Here is a 16,522-nt window from a genome sequence, read left to right as displayed (position 1 = left end):
CGTCAGCGTCCGACACGCTCGGCGAGACGCCGGACGAGCTCCTCCTCGTCGGCCTCCACGAGGCGGTAGTCGCGCACGACGACCCGGCCCGCCACGATGACGTGCCGCGGCCGGCGGCCCGGGCGGAGCCAGACAAGCCCGGCGACCGCATCCGCCGTCCCGGCGTCCGCCGCGCCCGAGACATCCCAGACGCACACGTCCGCGGCCGCGCCGGGAGCGATGCGGCCGAGCTCGGGGCGGCCCAGCCCGTCCGCAGATCCCGCGGTGGCCGCTTCGAGGACGTCGCGCGCGGCGAGCGGCGCGCCCACGAGGCCCGAGACCTGCATCGCCAGGCGCGCGTCGGCGAGCAGGTGGCCGGCGTCGTTGCTCCCGCCACCCGAGGTCCCGAGCCCCACCCGGATCCCCGCCGCGCGCAGCCGGGCGACGCGGGCGATCCCCCATCCCATGGGGACGTCACAACCGGGCGCGTGCGTCGCGGCGACGCCGCGCGCGGCGAGCAGATCGATCTCGCCGTCGGTCACGTCGCACAGGTGCGCGATCGTCACGTCGGGCGCCAACCAGCCCCATTCCTCGAGGAGCTCGAGCGGGCGCCGGCCGTACCGCGCGAGCGCGATCTCGGTGTCGACCTGCTCGTTCGCCTGCGTGCGCCGTCGCAACCCCCGCTCCCGCGCGACGTCCGCGAGCGCCGCGAACGTCTCCGGCCGATCGCTGTGCACCCCCGCGGGGCCCACGGCGACCTGTACGAGCCCGTCGGGGGTCACGCCTCCCCGCCCGGGAGCCAGCGCCGCCGCGATCGCGTCGGCGCCGGTGGCTGCGACGTCCGGCGCATCGCCGGCGGTCCCGCGCACAAAGACCAGCCTCGCCCCCAGCCGCGCCCGCGCCCGCGCGACGCCCCGGGCGACATCGACCGCGCTCGCGCCGCCGTCCGTCGGCCAGTTCAGGTGATGGTCCGCGACCGTCGTCACGCCCGAGAGAAGCGCCTCGGCGAGCCCCACGAGCGCCGTGGACTCCGTCAGGGAGCCGTCGATGCCCGCCTCGGAATACGCCGCCGCCATGGCAGGCAGCCAGTCTCGCATCGCGACCCCGCGCGTGCCGGGGAGCGTGCGAAAACCGCTCTGCAGGAGATGGTGATGCGCGTTGACCAGCCCGGGGGTGACGACGCAGCCCGAGGCATCGATCACCTCGGCCGTCGGATCCCCCACGTCTGCGAACCGCTCGCCGCGGATGTGGATGTCGCCGGCGTGCTCGGCCCCCGGCGTCCAGACGGCGCGCGCCCCGCGCAGCGTGATACTCATGCCGCTAGAGGTATCAGAGCCGCGTTGCGGGCAGATCACGCGAGGTGCGGGCGGTCCCGTTCCGGAACGCGCGCGGCCTCCTCGGGGGCGCGCCCCTCGACGAAGCGCCGCAGGACGCCCTCGGGGGCGTCCTCCCGCGTGAGCGCAAAGGCATAGTGGTCGCGCCAGTCGCCGTTGATGTGGATATAGCGCCGACGGTATCCCTCGTACCGAAAGCCGAGCTTCTCGACGACGCGAATGCTCGGCGCGTTCTCGGGGCGGATGCAGATCTCCATCCGGTGCAGCCCGAGCGTCTGGAAGCAGGCGTCGGTCGCGAGCGCGACCGCCGTCGGCGTGATCCCGCGCCCCGCGAAGCGCTGGGACACCCAGTAGCCGATCGTGGCCGACGAGAGGGATCCGCGGGCGATTCCCCACACGTTCAGCTGCCCCGCCACGGACCCCTGATGCTCCATCACGAAGGGGACGCCCGCGCCGTCGCGATGCTGCTGCAGGAGCCGGCGGATCCCCGCGCGCATGTCCATGGACACGGCACCGTCGGGGTTCGTCGCCTCCCATGGGACGAGCCACGAACGGTTCGTCGCGAGCTCGTACTCGAGCACCCGCGCGTCCCGGGGACGGACGAGCCGGATGGACACCTCGCCGTGCGAGCGATCGAGCGTGTCCATCCGGCTCTCCTTGGTGCGTGCGGGCGGGCGCCCGGTGTGGCTAGAGCGTAGCCGCGAACTCCTTGAACCAGGGGCGCAGCTCGGGCCCAAGGTCCTCGCGGTCGGCCGCGAGGCGCATGATCGCCTTGATGTAGTCGAGCTTGTCGCCCGTGTCGTAGCGGCGCCCGCGGAAGATGACGCCATAGACGTCGACGTTCTCGTCGTCGGCGGCGACCTCCTTCAGCGCGTCCGTCAGCTGAATCTCGTTACCCTTGCCCGGCTCGGTGTGCTCGAGCACGTCGAAGATCTCGGGCGTGAGGAGGTAGCGACCGATGATCGCGAGGTTCGACGGGGCGTCCTCCTTTGCGGGCTTCTCGACGAGGTCGAGGATTTTCACGACGTCGGGGTCATCGGTCTGCTCGACCGAGGCGCACCCGTACAGGTGGATCTGCTCGGGGTCGACCTCCATGAGCGCGACGACCATGGCCTTCTTCTGCTCGTTGACCTGGATCATCTTGGGGAGCAGGGGGTCGCGCTCGTCGATCAGGTCGTCGCCGAGCATGACCGCGAACGGGCTGTCGCCCACGTGCTGCTTGGCGCGGTAGACGGCGTGGCCGAGGCCCTTCGGCTCGCCCTGGCGCAGGAGGTGCACGTCGGCGAGGTCGCTCGACTTGCGGACGTTGCCGAGCTTGCTGTCGTCGCCCTTGGCGGTCAGCTTCTCCTCGAGCTCGGGGACCGAGTCGAAGTGGTTGGCGATCGCGTTCTTGTTCCGGCCGATGATCATGAGCACGTCGCGGATGCCCGCGGCGACGGCCTCTTCGACCACGTACTGGATGGCCGGCTTGTCGACGACCGGGAGCATCTCCTTCGGCGTCGCCTTCGTGGCGGGGAGGAAGCGGGTGCCGAGACCCGCGACAGGCATGACAGCTTTGATCTTGGCAGGTTCCATGACTTCACCTTACCGACGCCACCGACATCGCCGTGTTCGCCGCCCCGGGGATCCGCGTACCCTGGGCCCGTGGAGACGGGCGAAGCCGAGGGGAAGCGGGACATCCGCCGCCGGATCCGCGACGCCCGGCGGGCCCTGTCGGCCGGCGCCGTCGCCGACGCCGACCGCCGGATCGCGGCCCGTGCGCTCGACCTCGCAGGAGGCCTCGGCGCGCGGACGGTCGCCTGTTATCTCGCCGCTCCGCAGGAACCCCCGACGACCGGCTTCCTTGCGGCGGCCCGCGCGCGCGGGATCCGTGTGATCCTCCCCCTCAGCCGCCCGGGCGGCCAGCTCGTGTGGGCGGACGACGACGGAACGAGCCGCCCCGGCCCCCTCGGCGTCCCGGAGCCCGCCGGACCGGCGCTCGGCGGGGATCCGCTCGCCGAGGCGGACCTCATCCTCGCGCCGGCCGCCGCCGTCGATGTGCGCGGCACGCGCCTCGGGTGGGGCCTCGGCTACTACGATCGCGCACTCGCGGCCTTCGCGGCCCCGCCGCCGGTCTACGCCGTGATTTATGATGTCGAGGTGGTCGACGCCCTCCCGCGCGAGTCGCACGATGTGCCGATGTCGGGGGCGCTCACGCCGACCCGCACCCTGTCGTTCGATCGCTGAGCCCGCCCGCACGGCCCGGCGATCCCCTTTCGGAGGTCCCCCGAGATGCCCACCTACGCCTACGCCTGCACGGACTGCGGCCACGCCTTCGACGCCGTCCAGTCCTTCAGCGACGCCTCGCTCACCGAGTGCCCCGCGTGCGGCGGGGCGCTGCGCAAGCAGTACGGATCCATCGGCGTGACCTTCAACGGCTCCGGCTTCTACCGCACCGACTCGCGCGCGAGCACCGGCGCGGCCGATGGGAAATCGGCGGCGGCACCGGCATCATCGTCTCAGGCGACATCGACGAGCGGCAGCTCGGGGGCGGTCGCCGCCAGCGCCTGAGGTGGGCGCTGGGTCGACACGACGGGGGCGCCCGATGCGCGCCCCAGGAGGGCGGGCACGATCGTGTTCCAGGGCTTCAAAGACTTCATCATGCGCGGCAACGTCGTCGAACTGGCGGTCGCGGTCGTCATCGGCGCGGCGTTCACGGCGATCGTCACGGCGTTCGTCGACTACATCGTCAACCCGCTCCTCGGCGCCTTCGTGCCGACGGGCGACTTGTCCGGCTGGGTCATCGAGATCCCCGGCATCTTCGCCACGGCGTCGATCGGCATCGGCGGGATCATCCAGGCGATCATCAACTTCCTCACCATCGCCGCGGTGGTCTACTTCGTCCTCGTGATGCCCATGAACAAGCTGGCCGAGCGCCGCAAGAAGGGCGAGCCCGAGGTTGTGAACCCGCCGAGCCAGGAGGAGCTGCTCACGGAGATCCGCGACCTGCTCGCGGCGCAGAAGCAGTCCTGACCCACTCGCGCGACAAGGCGGGCGCCGGATCGGATCCGACGCCCGCCTTGTCGCGTCTCACCCGTAGTGCGGCGGCACGTCGCGGCGCAGGCGATCGTCGTTCGCGCTCGGGGCGCCGGTGGGCGACGCGGGCGGCGCGTCCTCGGCCCGGAGCGTCGCCTCGGCCTCCGAGTCCGTCAGCGTGTCCGGGACGGGCGTGAGCCGTGCCCGGCGCGCCCCCCGCACCCGCTCCACGCGCTGCCGTGGGTCCTTCTCCGCCACGATGCTCAGTCGATGATCGGGGCGGTGTCGGCGTCCACGCGCTCGACCTCGGCGCGGATCCCCAGCACGGCCGCGACGCGCTCGGCGACCGCGCGCGGGTCGCTGTACAGGTCGAACGCGTGCACGCGGACGTAGTGCCAGCCGAGCCGGCGCAGGACCTGCGGGCGCAGGCGAAGCGATTCGCGCAGGGACTCGCCGCGCGTCTCCGGGTCGGACTCCACGATGACGGCCTTGCCGCCCGCCTGCGCGACAAGCGGGAGCAGCCCGCGGTAGTCCATCTCGACGGCGGCGCCCATGCGGCGCAGCTCGCGGGCGAGCACCCGGGTCAGCGGATCCGCGTCGTCCTCGCGCCGCGGCTCCCGCGCGCGCTCCTCGTAGGAACGCAGCAGGTCCATGAGCAGGGCGGCGCCGGTGGAGAACCGGCCGTCGTCGATGTCCGGCGGGCGCACGCACGTGACGATCACCATGGAGCGGCGCGCGCGCGTCATGCCCACCGTGAGGAGGCGCTCGCCGTCCGGACCGGACAGGTCGCCGAGGTCGCTCAGCACGCGCCCGTGACGCGTCACGCCGTAGCCGAGCGAGAAGATCACGCGGTCCCGGCTCTCGGCGACCGATTCCTCGAGCGTGAGGACCGCGAGCGGCTCGGCCGTCTCGCGCCCGACGAAGTCCGCGACGTCGCCGCGGCCCGCGAACGCGGCGGTCACCGCGGCGCGCACGCGGTCGGCGTGTCGGCGGCTCGCGGTCACCACCATGAGCGACTCGCGCGGGCGGTTGACGGCGTGCTCGACGACGAGCGTGACGACGCGCTGGACCTCGGGATCCGGGCTCTCGACCGCGCCCGTGCGCGGGTCGGGCGCGCCCTGGCCGCCCTCGATGTAGTCGACCGTCAGGCTGCCGCGGCCGAGGTAGGACCCCGCCCACGGCAACGAGGAGATCTCCCCGCCGTAGAACGCGTCGTTGACGAGATGCGCGAGATCCTCCCCGCCCGAGCGGTAGCTGCGCGTCAGCGTCTCGACGGGCAGGACCTCGGCGATCCGCTCGAACGCGCTGCGCTCGGCGCGCGCCGGATCCTCGCGCTCGGGCTCGACGGCGGCGGCGGTGGAGACCGCGAACGGCGTGGGGCGCTGCGTGACGGGGTCGCCGAAGACGACGACCTGGTTCGCGCGGCGGATCGCCGGGGCCGCCTCCGCGAGCGAGATCGCCGCGGAGTCGACGAGGAGGACGGCGTCGAAGCGCTCGGTGTCGGGCAGCTGGGGCACGTCGTACGGCGACGCGAGCCACACCGGCGCGAGCGTGCGCATGAGCTGCGGCGCGTCCTCGTGGACCTGCCGGGCCGTGACCTCGCCGCGCATGAGCGCGCGGCGCAGGCGATCGGACTCGTCGGGCTCGTCGACGATGCCGATCTTCCACTGCGCGGCCAGCTGCCAGGCCAGGAGCGGCCCGGAGGCGGCCGCGTGCGCCTCGTCGACGAGTCGGTAGTCCTTCTCCAGGCGGTCGACGACGCTCGTGGAGGCGCCGAGCAGCGCCTTGTCGCTCTGGAGCAGGTGCTCCAGGGCCGACTGCCACCACGTGAATTCGAGCTCCTCGCCCACGCGCGCCTCGTCCACGTGCCGCACGGACAGCTCGGTGAGCAGCGGCGAGAGGCCGAGCTCGTCGAGCGTCGCGCGCAGCTCGGCGCGCTCGACGATGTTCTCGAAGACGTCGGACTCGGCGGCGAGCCCGGCGAGCGTGCGAATCAGTCGCTCCACCGGCAGCGCCGCCAGCCGCGTTCCGCGCCCCAGGGCCTGGTCGAGCTCGCCCAGGTCGGCCTCGACGCGCTGCCACTCGACCTGCGCGTCGGCGAGCCCGAGCGGCACCTCGGGAACGCTCGCCCCCTCGGAGAGGTGCTGCCACTGGGCGCGCTGGTGCTGGATCCGCGTCAGCGCGTCGTGCATGTCGGCGACGTGCACGCCCGGTCGGACGAGCTCGCGCGAGAGCCGCTTCAGCCGGCGCCGCTGCGCGCCGGACATCGACTGGGCGTCGCGCCGCGTCCCGTGCGCCTTGATCATGTCGGCGAGGGGGCGCTCGAAGGCCATCGGCTGGAAACGGTCGAGCGAATCGCGGATCCCGTGCAGCAGCCGCAGGTATTCCCCCAGCTCGTCGAGGGTCGCGAAGGGGCGCATGCGCGTCTGCGAGATGAGCTCGTACCCGCGCTCCAGCAGCTGCGGCACGTCGGTACGGTGCAGGCGCCCCGCGAGGGCGTGCGCCGTGCGTGCGGCCTCCGTGGTCTCGAAGCTCACGCCGTACCAGGGCGAGTCGTCGGGTCCCGTCCGGAACTCGCCGAGGCGCGCGGCGAGCGCCAGCGTGCGCGCGGCGCTCGAGCGATCGTCGGCGAGCTTCTCGAGCGCGCGGATCCCCAGGCGCGCGGACGACGAGGGCGGCACCGGCAGCGAGGCGAGCCGGGTGAGCTCGCGCGTGATGTCGAGGACCGACACCCCGAGGCGATCGCGCGTGCGCGTCAGCGCCCCGCGGTAGTCGCGGAGCACGGTGCGCAGCCGCACGAGCGCGTCGTCGACGTCGGTCACGCGCGGTTGCGTCGCCTTCTCGTTGCGGCCGATCGCCCGGATGAGGTCGGTGCGCAGCGCCGTGGGCGTCACCGCGAGCGACTCCAGGTGGATGCCGCGGAGGCGATGGGCGACGCCCTCGAGCGTCGCGCGGCGCGCGCTCACGACGAGCACGCGCTTGCCCGCCCGGACGAACTCGCCCATCGCATTGATGACCGTCTGCATCCCGCCCGTGCCGGGGAGCGTGTGCACCGCGAGGGAGTGCCCCGCGCGGATCCGCGCCAGGACCGCCTCCTGCTCGGCGTCGGCGTCGAGGAGCAGCGTGTCGGACGCGGGGGCGCGGTCGTCGGGCCCCGCCGCGATCGGCGCGGGGCGCGGCGCCTGCACCGCGCGCAGGTCCTCCTCGTGCCCGCCGAGCGCGTTCAGAAGAGGGTGATCGGCCGATGCGAGGTCCCGCACCACGGGCCCCGAGACGTCGGCGAAGGTGGACACGAACAGCCGCGGCTTGACCGAGAACGTGTCCACGTGGGCGGTGAGGGCGCGCAGCCGGTCGATGACGGGCTGCGGCTGGAAGAGGCCGTCGTCGTAGGCGAGCGAGGCGAGCGCCGCCCCGTCGAGGTCGACGCCGAAGTGATCCCGCGCGGCGCGCAGCAGCTCGGGGTTGACGCGGAAGTGGCCGCGCAGCTTCAGCTCGAAGTCGGCGTGGTGGCGACGCAGGGCGAGCGGCCGGAGCAGCACGGGCGCCGTGAAGCGTTCGGACCCCACGCGCCAGGACGCGAGCCCGACGGCGAGGCGGACGGCGTCGATGCCGCGGGCCGTGCGCAGCTCCACGTTCTTCGCGGCGATCCGTTCGGCCGACAGGCGGGCGGTGCGCAGGGCGACCTCGTCGCGGAACAGGTTCGACAGGAGGGTCGAGCGACCCGTGATGAACTGCGGCAGGCTCCCGGGGTGCGCGGTCGTGATCTCGATGAACGACTCGGGCGCCTCGCGATACTGGAGGAGCGTCGAGCGCCCCCCGAGGCGCGACGCGGCGTCGCGCAGGCGCTCGCGCTCGGCGTCGGCGGCGTGGCCGACGGGCACGCCGGGCTCGGCCACCTGGAGATCGCTCGGGTTCACGCCGTCCTCCGTCCCGGACAGCGCCGCTGAGCCTTTGATACGCCACACAGGCGCAAGGCTACGCACGCGGCGGCCATTTCTCGCCCCGGATCGCCGCGCGCGCCGCAATCCGCCGCGCGGGATGTCCGGATCCGCCCGCCCGCTCGTCCCCAGGGCGCGGATCCGCGCCGTTCTCCCCGGATCCGGCGCCTCGCCCGCACGGCGGCGGCGCGGGCCGGGGAGGATGGGGGCATGACCGAGATCACCCTCCCCCGCGGGCTCGTCAAGGGCGCCGACGGGCTCGTGCGCCCCGCCTGGGCCGCCGCGAGCGACCTGCTGCGCGCCTACTACGACGACGAATGGGGCCTGCCCGTCACCGACGAGCGCGGCGTCTTCGAGCGCCTCAGCCTCGAGGCGTTTCAGTCCGGCCTGTCCTGGGCCACGGTCCTGCGCAAGCGCCCCGCGTTTCGCGACGCGTTCGCCGACTTCGACCCCGCGCGCGTGGCCGCGTTCGACGACGGAGACGTCGCGCGGCTTCTCGCGGATGCGGGCATCATTCGGAACCGCGCGAAGATCCTCGCGACGATCGACAACGCCCGGGCGACCCTGCGCCTGCGCGAGGACGGCACCGACCTCGCACGGCTCGTGTGGTCGTTCCGCCCGGCGGCCACGCCCGCGCCGCGGACCCCCGACGAGGTGCCGTCAACCTCCGACGAATCGATCGCTCTCTCGCGCGAGCTCAAGCGCCGCGGGTTCCGGTGGGTGGGCCCCACGACCATGTTCGCGCTCATGGAAGCGATCGGCATCGTGGACACGCACCTCGTCGGCAGCCACCGCCGCGGCTCCAGCGGCGTCTGGCCGACCGCGTAGGGCGCGCGGCGCGGTGGCCGCGCGCCCTCGAGGGTCGCCGTCGTCGGGCATGTCTCCCTAGTGCTCGACGGCCTTTTCGGCCCCGTGGCCCGTCAGCGAGCGCACATCCATCTCCGCCGCCAGCTTCGGATCCTCGGATCCGCGCCCGATGAAAGACCCGACGAATCCCAGCAGGAACCCGACGGGAATCGACACGATGCCCGGGTTCGTCAGCGGGAACACGGCGATGTCGATGCCGGGGAAGACACTCGTCTCGGATCCGGAGAACACCGGCGAGAGCACGATCAGGATGACGGCGGCCGCGAGACCGCCGTACATGCTGAGAACCGCCCCCATGGTCGTGAAACCGCGCCAGAACAGCGAGAAGAGGATCGTCGGCAGGTTCGCCGAGGCGGCCACCGCGAATGCGAGCGCCACGAGGAACGCGACGTTCTGACCCTGCACGCCGATGCCTCCGACGATCGCGAGCGCGCCGACGACGAGCGTCGTCATCCGCGCGACGCGCACCTCGCCGTCGCCCGTGACCTTCCCCTTCTTCCACACGTTTGCGTAGATGTCGTGGGCGAACGAGGCCGACGCGGTGATCGTCAGCCCGGCCACGACGGCGAGGATGGTCGCGAACGCCACGGCGGAGATGAACCCCATGAGGAGCGGCCCGCCGAGCGCGTTCGCGAGCAGCGGCGCCGCCGAGTTCACCCCGCCGGGCGCGGCCTCGATCTGCTCGGGGCCCACGAGGGCGCCCGCGCCGTAGCCGAGCACGAGCGTCAGCAGGTAGAACAGCCCGATCAGCCAGATCGCCCAGACGACGGAACGGCGGGCCTCCTTCGCGGTGGGCACGGTGTAGAAGCGCATGAGCACGTGCGGCAGCCCGGCGGTGCCCAGCACGAGCGCGAGGCCGAGCGAAAGGAAGTCGAGCGGGTTGGCGTACTTCAGCCCGGGGCTGAGGATCGCGTCCCCCTGCGGCGAGGCCGCGACGGCCGACTCGAGCAGCGCGTTGATGCTGAAGCCGTTGAGCGCGAGCACCCAGATCGACATCACGATGCCGCCGCCGATGAGGAGGAAGGCCTTGACGATCTGCACCCAGGTCGTGCCCTTCATGCCGCCGATGAGCACGTACAGCACCATGATCACGCCCACGACCGCGATGACGATCGACTGCCCGATCGCGCCGTCGATGCCCATCAGCAGGGACACGAGCCCGCCTGCTCCGGCCATCTGCGCAAGCAGGTAGAAGAAGCACACGGCCAGGGTCGTGACCGCGGCCGCCATGCGGACGGGCGCCTGCCGGAGGCGGAACGACAGCACGTCGGCCATCGTGAACTTCCCCGTGTTGCGCATCAGCTCCGCGACGAGCAGGAGCGCCACGAGCCATGCGACGAGGAAGCCGATGGAGTAGAGGAACCCGTCGTAGCCGTTGACCGCGATCGCGCCCACGATGCCGAGGAACGAGGCGGCCGAGAGGTAGTCGCCCGAGATGGCGAAGCCGTTCTGCGGCCCCGTGAACGACCGCCCGCCCGCGTAGTAGTCGGCGGCCGAGGCGTTGTTGCGGCTCGCGCGGATGACGATGAACATCGTCACGGCCACGAACGCCGCGAAGATCGACATGTTGAGGATCGGGTTGTTTTCGATCTCGGTGACGACGTCCGCCGCCGTCTCCAGCGCGCCGCTCATCGGCCGGCCTCCTCGCGCTCGAGCTGTTCGCGGATCCGCTGTGCCACCGGATCGAGCCGGCGATTCGCGAAGGCGACGTAGCCCATCGTGATGGCGAACGTTGTCACGAACTGGCCCAGCCCGAGGAGAAGGCCGACCGTGATGTCGCCCCAGACGCGCTGCCCCATGAAGTCGGGCGCCCACCCGGCGAGCAGCACGTACGCGAAGTACCACACGAGAAAAAGCGCGGCCATGGGAAACACGAACGACCGGTGCGTCCGCTTCAGTCCGCGGAACGTCTCCGAGTTCTCCACCGCGATATAGTCCACGACCCCCGCGGGTGTCGTGGCAGTATTCTTGTCCGTCATGTGGCCTCCTTGCCGCATGTCGCTGGGCGACGCACCGTTGCGCCGCCTCGGGAACCGGGGATCCCTCGTGGGGCCCCGAGCTGTCCACGACGCTACGAACTCGGCCCGCGGGCCGTCACCCCCGAAAGGCGGTAGGCACCATGTCGGCGACGCCCCCCGGGCCGAACGATCAGCAGCTTCTCGCCCGCGCCGTCGAGGAGTTCGCGGCCGTCACGCGGTTCCCCCTCGCCTTCGGCGGCCTCGCGGACGAGGACCAGCTCACGCGCGTGACCCGCATCGTGGGGAACCGCACGGGCGCGCTCGCGGGGCTCGCCGTCGCGCCCGACCGCGGGCTCGGCGGGCGGGCGGTCGCCGAGGCGCGCCCGCGCATGACGGGCGACTACGCCACGGCCAGGCAGATCACGCACGACTACGACGGCTTCATCCTCGGCGAGGGGATCGGCACGCTGATCGCGGTGCCCGTCGTCGTCGCGGGACGCCCGCGCGGCCTCCTGTATGGCGGGGCGTGGGGCTCCTCCACCGTGGGCGGCGTCGCCGCGGCTCCCGCGGTCGGCGTCGCGGAGCGCCTCGCCTCGGCGCTCGCGGAGCGGCCGAGCGCCCTCGAGGACACGCGCAACGCGCCCGGTCCCCTCCCCGCGGCGCAGCGGGAGGAGCTGCGCGCCACCTACGCGGAGCTCCGCCTCATCGCCGCCGAGGTCGACGACGCGGGCCTCCGCGGCCGCCTCGCGGCCGTGGAGCGACGGTTGGCGGCTCTCTCCGCGGACGCCCCGCCGCGCGCCTCCGAGATCCGGCTGGCGCCGCGCGAGGTGGACGTGCTCGCGTGCGCCGCGCTCGGCGCGACGAACGCCGAGATCGCCGAGCGCCTGGGCCTGCGCGAGGCGACCGTCAAGGCGTACCTTGCATCCGCGATGTCCCGCCTCGACGCCTCGACGCGCCACGCCGCGGTCGCGGCAGCGCGGCGCCACGGGTTGCTGCCGTAGGGGGTGCGGGGATCCGGTGCCCCTGACAGGACTCGAACCTGCGACGCACGGTTTAGGAAACCGACGCTCTATCCACTGAGCTACAGGGGCATGCGCCAACGCGCCCTCCCAGTCTATCTGGGAGGGCGCGTGGGCTTGTCGCGTCAGTGCGCGGCGTCGTAGGCCTGCAGGACCGCCTCGGGGACGCGCCCGCGATCGCTGACCGTGTGCCCGTTCGCCCGCGCCCACTCGCGGACGGCCGCGAGGTCGCGACCGCTTCCGCCGCTTGAGCGCGCACCGCGAGTCTTCGGGGTCGCCGTGGCCCCCGAGATACGCCGCGCCGAAGACACGAACGGCTCGAATGCATCGCGCACGGCCTGCGCGTTTTCCGCGCTCACGTCAATCTCGTAGCTCTTGCCGTCGAGGGAGAAAAGAATCGTCTCGCCCTCGCCCGGCTCCAGCACGGTTCCGTCGATGTCGTCGACCAACTGATGAACAATCTTTCTCGCCATAACGACACCATAACCCGTGTGCACGTGAAATTGCTTATCGAAAGCGATATTTCAATCGCGGCCTAAGCGGCCATTTCCAAATAGCGCTCCCACGAGGGGTCCGCTTTTTCGGAACCGCGCACCGCCCAGCTGTTTCCGCGGGGAATCGCGGGGACGTGGCGCAATTTCCAGCCCATTTCCTGCGGCGTCCGGTCGCTCTTGACGTTGTTGCACGTCACGCAGGCCGCAACGAGGTTCTCCCAGGAGTCCGCGCCACCCCGCGAGCGCGGGAGAACGTGGTCGATCGTGTTGGCCGCGCGACCGCAGTAGCCGCAGCGATAGCCGTCGCGGCGCAGAACCCCGCGACGGGTGACGGGAATGCGACGCGCGTGCGGAATTCTGACATATCTATTCAGAACGATCACGGCGGGGCGATCGTGCGGGCCGGAAACGCTCCACACGGGAGCGTTCTCCATCCGCTCTATCACATTCGCCTTGTCGTTCATCACGAGCACGAGCGCGCGCTTGAACGAGACCACAGCGAGCGGCTCGAATCCGGCATTCAACACGAGGGTGCGCATATGCGACCTTTCTTCCCTTCCCGGATGGCTTCCGGGAGTTGCGGATTGTCGTCGCGCGGGCCGGAGGGCACGAAAAAAGGCGCTGTCGCAATGACAGCGCCTCGATGGCACACCGCGGCGGCGCCGCGGCTCGTGTGCGCACAATGCCTCAGGACATAGCGTCCGAGCGCATCCGTGGTTCGGATGCGTGGGCGTTGGTCCATGGGCTTTCCTCTCCCTCGTCGTCGCGACGACGCGATCAGGATAGCCCAGCGGACACGCCCGGGAGACGAATGCCGAATGAATTTCGTGCAACATGCGATCGAGCCCGCACCGTGTCGTCGGTGCGGGCTCGATCGCGAGGTGCCTGATTAGATCGGCAGGTAGTTCATCGGATCGACGATCACGCCGTTGATCCGCAGCTCGATGTGGAGGTGGTTCGCCGTCGAGCGGCCGGTCGAGCCGACGTACCCGATGATCTGCCCGGCCTCCACGGCCTGGCCCGCCGCGACCTGGCGCGTGCCGTACGTCATGTGCCCGTAGAGGGTCTGCGTGCCGTCGTTGTGATCGATCGCGACCGTCACGCCCCAGCCGCCGTAGCCCTCGCTCGAGACGGTCACGGTGCCGGACTTGACGGCGTAGATCGGCGTCATGGCCGGAGCGACCATGTCGGTGCCGTCGTGGCCGGAGCTCACGGAGCGGCTGACGTAGTACGATCCCGCCGGCAGCGGGTTCACGGCGCCGTCGACGACGGTCGGCGCGGGCGCCTCGGCGCTCGCCACAGTCCCGGTCGTCTCGGCGGCCTCGGTCGCCTCGGCGGAGGCCGCCGCCTCCGCGGCAGCCTCCTCCGCGGCAGCCTGTTCGGCCTCGGCGCGCTCGAGGGCGGCGCGCTCGGCCTCGATCTTTTCGATCTCCTCGGAGGAGGTCGCGGCGTAGGTCGTCGCCGTGAGGTCGGTCGACGCGGCGTCCTCGCTCACCTCGAGCGACTGGGCTTCGCCCTCGGCGGCCTCGCGCACGCTCGCCGTCTGAGAGGACGTGTCCTGCTGGGTCGCCGCGTACGCGGGGATCGCGACGCCGGCGATGAGCGCACACACCGCGGCCAGCGTTCCCGCGGCACGCAGAGGCGTGAAGCGGCGCGACGCCTGGTGAGCCTCCTCGCGGCGGGCCGCGCGCTCTGTCTCACGCATGTCCTTGCGGGCGGCGGCGAGCATCTTGCGGCTCGTGAGGGGCTGCGCAGCGGGTACCTGCGCGTCGTCGGGGGCGAGCTCGTCGCGCGCCGTCATGTCGTCTGCCAAGATCGGGTTCCTCCATCGCCTCGCGCGTCGGGAACGCGGTGATTCGCCAGCACTGGTTGGGGGCACAGTGTCTCTCTGCGGGAGGGGCGAACCACACGAGGCGATTTCCCACAGAGCCCCCGGCGCGGGCGCCGGGTATCACCAAATGGTAACGAAAGATAACGGCAAAGTCACGCCCGGACCAGAATCCGCTGACGGCCGCGCGTCAGTCGGCGACGAGGAAGACGTGCGAGGCGACGTCGATCGGGAGCTCGAGGCCGTTCTCGGCGCCGTCCATGCGGACGAGCACATACCCCTCGTTGTACTCGAACGCCCCGGTCCCGCCGGGGACCACCCCGGCGTCCCGCAGCTGGCTCAGCAGCTCGGGATCCACCTGCGCGGGCTCGGCGAGCCGGCGCACCGTCCCGCGGATCGGCTCCCCCGCGAGGTCCAGCTTCTTCACGACGCCGATGACGCCCTCGTCGAAGGTGGTCGACGTCGCGACATCGCCCAGCTCGCCCAGCCCGGGGATGGGGTTGCCGTAGGGGGACTCGTCGGGGTGGCCGAGCAGCTCGACCAGCCGGCGCTCGACGAGCTCGCTCATGACGTGCTCCCAGCGACAGGCCTCCTCGTGCACATAGGCCCAGTCGAGCCCGATCACGTCGCTGAGCAGGCGCTCCGCCAACCGGTGCTTGCGCATGACCTCGATCGCCTTCCGGCGTCCGTCCACGGTGAGCACGAGGCGCCGGTCCTCGCCCACGCGGATGAGCCCATCGCGCTCCATGCGTCCCACCGTCTGCGAGACGGTCGGGCCCGAGTGCCCCAGTCGCTCCGAGATGCGCGCGCGCAGGGGCACGATCCCCTCCTCCTCGAGCTCGAGGACGGTGCGGAGATACATCTCGGTGGTGTCGATCAGATCAGTCATCGCGGCGCTTTCGTTGCGAAATGGGGTAAGGAGATCCTAACCCGCGCAGCGGGCCGTGGCGCGGCGCGGCGGGCCGCCTCAGCCCTGCGCGAGCACGTAGTCGATGCTGCGGGTCAGCTGGCGCACGTCGTCCGGCTCGATCGAGACGAAGGTCGCCACGCGCAGCTGGTTGCGGCCCAGCTTGCGGTAGGGCTCCGTGTCGACGATGCCGTTCGCCCGCAGGGTCGCCGCGAGCGCGGCGGCGTCGACCGACGCGTCGAAGTCGATCGTCACGACCACGCTCGACCGGTCGGCCGGGTTCCGCACGAACGGCGTCGCGACCGGGGAGGCCTCCGCCCAGTCGTAGAGCACCGAGGACGACTCACGCGTGCGCGCCGCGGCCCACTCGAGCCCGCCGTTGCCGAGGATCCACTCGAGCTGACTGTCGAGGAGGTGGAGCGTCGACAGCGCCGGCGTGTTGTAGGTCTGGTTCTTGCGCGAGTTGTCGAGCGCCGTGGTCAGGTCGAGGGAGGCGGGGATGTATCGCCCCGACGCCTGAATCGCGCCGATGCGCTCGATCGCGGCGGGCGAGACGGCGGCGATCCACAGCCCGCCGTCCGACCCGAGGTTCTTTTGCGGCGCAAAGTAATAGACGTCGAACTCGCGCGCATCGACGTCGAGGCCGCCGGCCGCGCTCGTGGCGTCGATCACGGTGAGCGCGCCGTCGTCTCCCGCCACGCGGGCCACGCGCGCCTGGGCGCCGGTGGACGTCTCGTTCTGCGGCCACGCGTACACGTCGATCCCGGGCACCGCCACGGGCTGCGCGACCGTGCCCGGCGTCGCCTGGCGCACGTCCGGGGTCTCGAGCCACGGCGCGGCGGCCGCCGCCGCGAACTTGCCGCCGAACTCGCCGAACGTGAGGTTCTGGCTGCGGGTCTGGATCAGACCGAACGCCGCGGCGTCCCAGAAGGCCGTGGATCCGCCGTTGCCCAGGATGACCTCGTAGCCGTCCGGCAGGCGCAGCATCGCGGCGAGGCGCTCGCGCACGCTCCCGACCAGGTTCTTCACCGGCGCCTGGCGGTGCGACGTGCCGAGCAGGGAACCGCCCGCCTCCGCGAGCGCCTGCACCTGCGCGTCGCGCACCTTCGACGGGCCGCACCCAAAGCGGCCGTCGGCGGGAAGGAGGTCAGCGGGGATCTGGAGCGTCATGGGCCCATCCTAG

At 72.0% G+C, this 16,522-nt stretch carries 17 protein-coding genes and 1 tRNA gene; 5 read left to right on the top strand and 13 right to left on the bottom strand.

The window, feature by feature from the left end; genetic code table 11:
• Positions 1-2: 2 nt before the first annotated feature.
• Genes G8E01_RS11965 through galU form a run of 3 tightly spaced genes read right to left on the bottom strand, consistent with a single transcriptional unit; the run spans position 3 to position 2,888 of the window.
• Positions 3-1,295, bottom strand: coding sequence for an amidohydrolase family protein (locus G8E01_RS11965; protein WP_166320156.1), 1,293 nt, complete (start codon positions 1,293-1,295; stop codon positions 3-5).
• A gap of 35 nt (positions 1,296-1,330) precedes the next feature.
• Positions 1,331-1,960 carry a GNAT family N-acetyltransferase gene (locus tag G8E01_RS11960; RefSeq protein WP_166320154.1) on the bottom strand — a complete coding sequence of 210 codons (630 nt, stop codon included), beginning with the start codon at positions 1,958-1,960 and terminating at the stop codon, positions 1,331-1,333.
• A gap of 40 nt (positions 1,961-2,000) precedes the next feature.
• Entirely contained in the window at positions 2,001-2,888 is an 888-nt protein-coding gene (gene galU / locus G8E01_RS11955) for a UTP--glucose-1-phosphate uridylyltransferase GalU (RefSeq protein ID WP_166320152.1), read from the bottom strand.
• 69 nt (positions 2,889-2,957) lie between these two features.
• On the opposite strand from galU, the gene G8E01_RS11950 reads away from it, so the two are divergent.
• The 3 genes from G8E01_RS11950 to mscL all read left to right on the top strand — a co-directional run bounded on the left by G8E01_RS11950 (position 2,958) and on the right by mscL (position 4,325).
• Positions 2,958-3,539 (top strand): 5-formyltetrahydrofolate cyclo-ligase, encoded by a 582-nt coding sequence (locus G8E01_RS11950; RefSeq protein WP_166320150.1) that lies wholly within the window; start codon positions 2,958-2,960, stop codon positions 3,537-3,539.
• 45 nt (positions 3,540-3,584) lie between these two features.
• Complete coding sequence (locus tag G8E01_RS11945) at positions 3,585-3,863, top strand: FmdB family zinc ribbon protein (RefSeq protein WP_166320148.1); 279 nt, start codon at positions 3,585-3,587, stop codon at positions 3,861-3,863.
• A 63-nt stretch (positions 3,864-3,926) separates the two neighbouring features.
• Positions 3,927-4,325, top strand: coding sequence for a large conductance mechanosensitive channel protein MscL (gene mscL / locus G8E01_RS11940; protein ID WP_166320146.1), 399 nt, complete (start codon positions 3,927-3,929; stop codon positions 4,323-4,325).
• 57 nt (positions 4,326-4,382) lie between these two features.
• Here the strand turns inward: mscL and G8E01_RS11935 are convergent, their stop codons facing one another.
• Together G8E01_RS11935 and G8E01_RS11930 are read right to left on the bottom strand one after the other, a co-directional pair.
• Complete coding sequence (locus G8E01_RS11935) at positions 4,383-4,586, bottom strand: hypothetical protein (protein ID WP_166320144.1); 204 nt, start codon at positions 4,584-4,586, stop codon at positions 4,383-4,385.
• A gap of 5 nt (positions 4,587-4,591) precedes the next feature.
• On the bottom strand, positions 4,592-8,293 hold the full coding sequence (locus G8E01_RS11930; protein WP_166320142.1) for an AAA family ATPase: 3,702 nt from the start codon (positions 8,291-8,293) through the stop codon (positions 4,592-4,594).
• A 183-nt stretch (positions 8,294-8,476) separates the two neighbouring features.
• Between G8E01_RS11930 and G8E01_RS11925 the strand changes: the two genes are divergently transcribed.
• Positions 8,477-9,094, top strand: coding sequence for a DNA-3-methyladenine glycosylase I (locus tag G8E01_RS11925; protein WP_166320140.1), 618 nt, complete (start codon positions 8,477-8,479; stop codon positions 9,092-9,094).
• Positions 9,095-9,151: 57 nt separating this feature from the next.
• On the opposite strand, the gene G8E01_RS11920 is transcribed toward G8E01_RS11925, so the two are convergent.
• Positions 9,152-10,765 (bottom strand): solute symporter family protein, encoded by a 1,614-nt coding sequence (locus G8E01_RS11920; protein ID WP_166320138.1) that lies wholly within the window; start codon positions 10,763-10,765, stop codon positions 9,152-9,154.
• Positions 10,762-11,112 carry a DUF485 domain-containing protein gene (locus tag G8E01_RS11915; protein WP_166320136.1) on the bottom strand — a complete coding sequence of 117 codons (351 nt, stop codon included), beginning with the start codon at positions 11,110-11,112 and terminating at the stop codon, positions 10,762-10,764. Before G8E01_RS11915 ends, G8E01_RS11920 begins: the two co-directional genes overlap by 4 nt.
• A gap of 140 nt (positions 11,113-11,252) precedes the next feature.
• Between G8E01_RS11915 and G8E01_RS11910 the strand changes: the two genes are divergently transcribed.
• On the top strand, positions 11,253-12,092 hold the full coding sequence (locus tag G8E01_RS11910; protein ID WP_166320134.1) for a LuxR C-terminal-related transcriptional regulator: 840 nt from the start codon (positions 11,253-11,255) through the stop codon (positions 12,090-12,092).
• 17 nt (positions 12,093-12,109) lie between these two features.
• Here G8E01_RS11910 and G8E01_RS11905 read toward each other — a convergent pair.
• The 6 genes from G8E01_RS11905 to serC form a co-directional block, all read right to left on the bottom strand.
• A tRNA-Arg gene (locus G8E01_RS11905) sits at positions 12,110-12,182 on the bottom strand.
• A 53-nt stretch (positions 12,183-12,235) separates the two neighbouring features.
• Positions 12,236-12,583: a histone-like nucleoid-structuring protein Lsr2 gene (locus tag G8E01_RS11900; RefSeq protein WP_166320132.1), complete on the bottom strand. Its 348-nt coding sequence runs from the start codon at positions 12,581-12,583 to the stop codon at positions 12,236-12,238.
• A gap of 62 nt (positions 12,584-12,645) precedes the next feature.
• Positions 12,646-13,143: an HNH endonuclease gene (locus G8E01_RS11895; protein WP_155048077.1), complete on the bottom strand. Its 498-nt coding sequence runs from the start codon at positions 13,141-13,143 to the stop codon at positions 12,646-12,648.
• Between the two features lie 350 nt (positions 13,144-13,493).
• Complete coding sequence (locus tag G8E01_RS11890; protein ID WP_166320130.1) at positions 13,494-14,417, bottom strand: M23 family metallopeptidase; 924 nt, start codon at positions 14,415-14,417, stop codon at positions 13,494-13,496.
• 205 nt (positions 14,418-14,622) lie between these two features.
• Positions 14,623-15,321, bottom strand: coding sequence for an iron-dependent transcriptional repressor DtxR (locus tag G8E01_RS11885; RefSeq protein ID WP_166320128.1), 699 nt, complete (start codon positions 15,319-15,321; stop codon positions 14,623-14,625).
• Between the two features lie 78 nt (positions 15,322-15,399).
• Entirely contained in the window at positions 15,400-16,509 is a 1,110-nt protein-coding gene (gene serC / locus G8E01_RS11880) for a phosphoserine transaminase (RefSeq protein WP_166320126.1), read from the bottom strand.
• Positions 16,510-16,522: the final 13 nt, after the last annotated feature.

Source organism: Microbacterium excoecariae, assembly GCF_011326725.1.
In the GTDB taxonomy this organism is placed as follows: domain Bacteria; phylum Actinomycetota; class Actinomycetes; order Actinomycetales; family Microbacteriaceae; genus Microbacterium; species Microbacterium excoecariae.
Note: the sequence above shows the minus strand (reverse complement) of the source record. Positions and strands in the feature narration are given on the sequence as shown.

What these genes read in the sequence shown, in the direction of transcription:
- G8E01_RS11895 (WP_155048077.1), bottom strand. Translation starts at nt 13,143, where the DNA reads ATGCGCACCCTCGTGTTGAATGCCGGATTCGAGCCGCTCGCTGTGGTC.
- G8E01_RS11920 (WP_166320138.1), bottom strand. Translation starts at nt 10,765, where the DNA reads ATGAGCGGCGCGCTGGAGACGGCGGCGGACGTCGTCACCGAGATCGAA.
- G8E01_RS11900 (WP_166320132.1), bottom strand. Translation starts at nt 12,583, where the DNA reads ATGGCGAGAAAGATTGTTCATCAGTTGGTCGACGACATCGACGGAACC.
- G8E01_RS11910 (WP_166320134.1), top strand. Translation starts at nt 11,253, where the DNA reads ATGTCGGCGACGCCCCCCGGGCCGAACGATCAGCAGCTTCTCGCCCGC.
- G8E01_RS11945 (WP_166320148.1), top strand. Translation starts at nt 3,585, where the DNA reads ATGCCCACCTACGCCTACGCCTGCACGGACTGCGGCCACGCCTTCGAC.
- G8E01_RS11885 (WP_166320128.1), bottom strand. Translation starts at nt 15,321, where the DNA reads ATGACTGATCTGATCGACACCACCGAGATGTATCTCCGCACCGTCCTC.
- G8E01_RS11925 (WP_166320140.1), top strand. Translation starts at nt 8,477, where the DNA reads ATGACCGAGATCACCCTCCCCCGCGGGCTCGTCAAGGGCGCCGACGGG.
- G8E01_RS11965 (WP_166320156.1), bottom strand. Translation starts at nt 1,295, where the DNA reads ATGAGTATCACGCTGCGCGGGGCGCGCGCCGTCTGGACGCCGGGGGCC.
- galU (WP_166320152.1), bottom strand. Translation starts at nt 2,888, where the DNA reads ATGGAACCTGCCAAGATCAAAGCTGTCATGCCTGTCGCGGGTCTCGGC.
- G8E01_RS11960 (WP_166320154.1), bottom strand. Translation starts at nt 1,960, where the DNA reads ATGGACACGCTCGATCGCTCGCACGGCGAGGTGTCCATCCGGCTCGTC.
- G8E01_RS11915 (WP_166320136.1), bottom strand. Translation starts at nt 11,112, where the DNA reads ATGACGGACAAGAATACTGCCACGACACCCGCGGGGGTCGTGGACTAT.
- serC (WP_166320126.1), bottom strand. Translation starts at nt 16,509, where the DNA reads ATGACGCTCCAGATCCCCGCTGACCTCCTTCCCGCCGACGGCCGCTTT.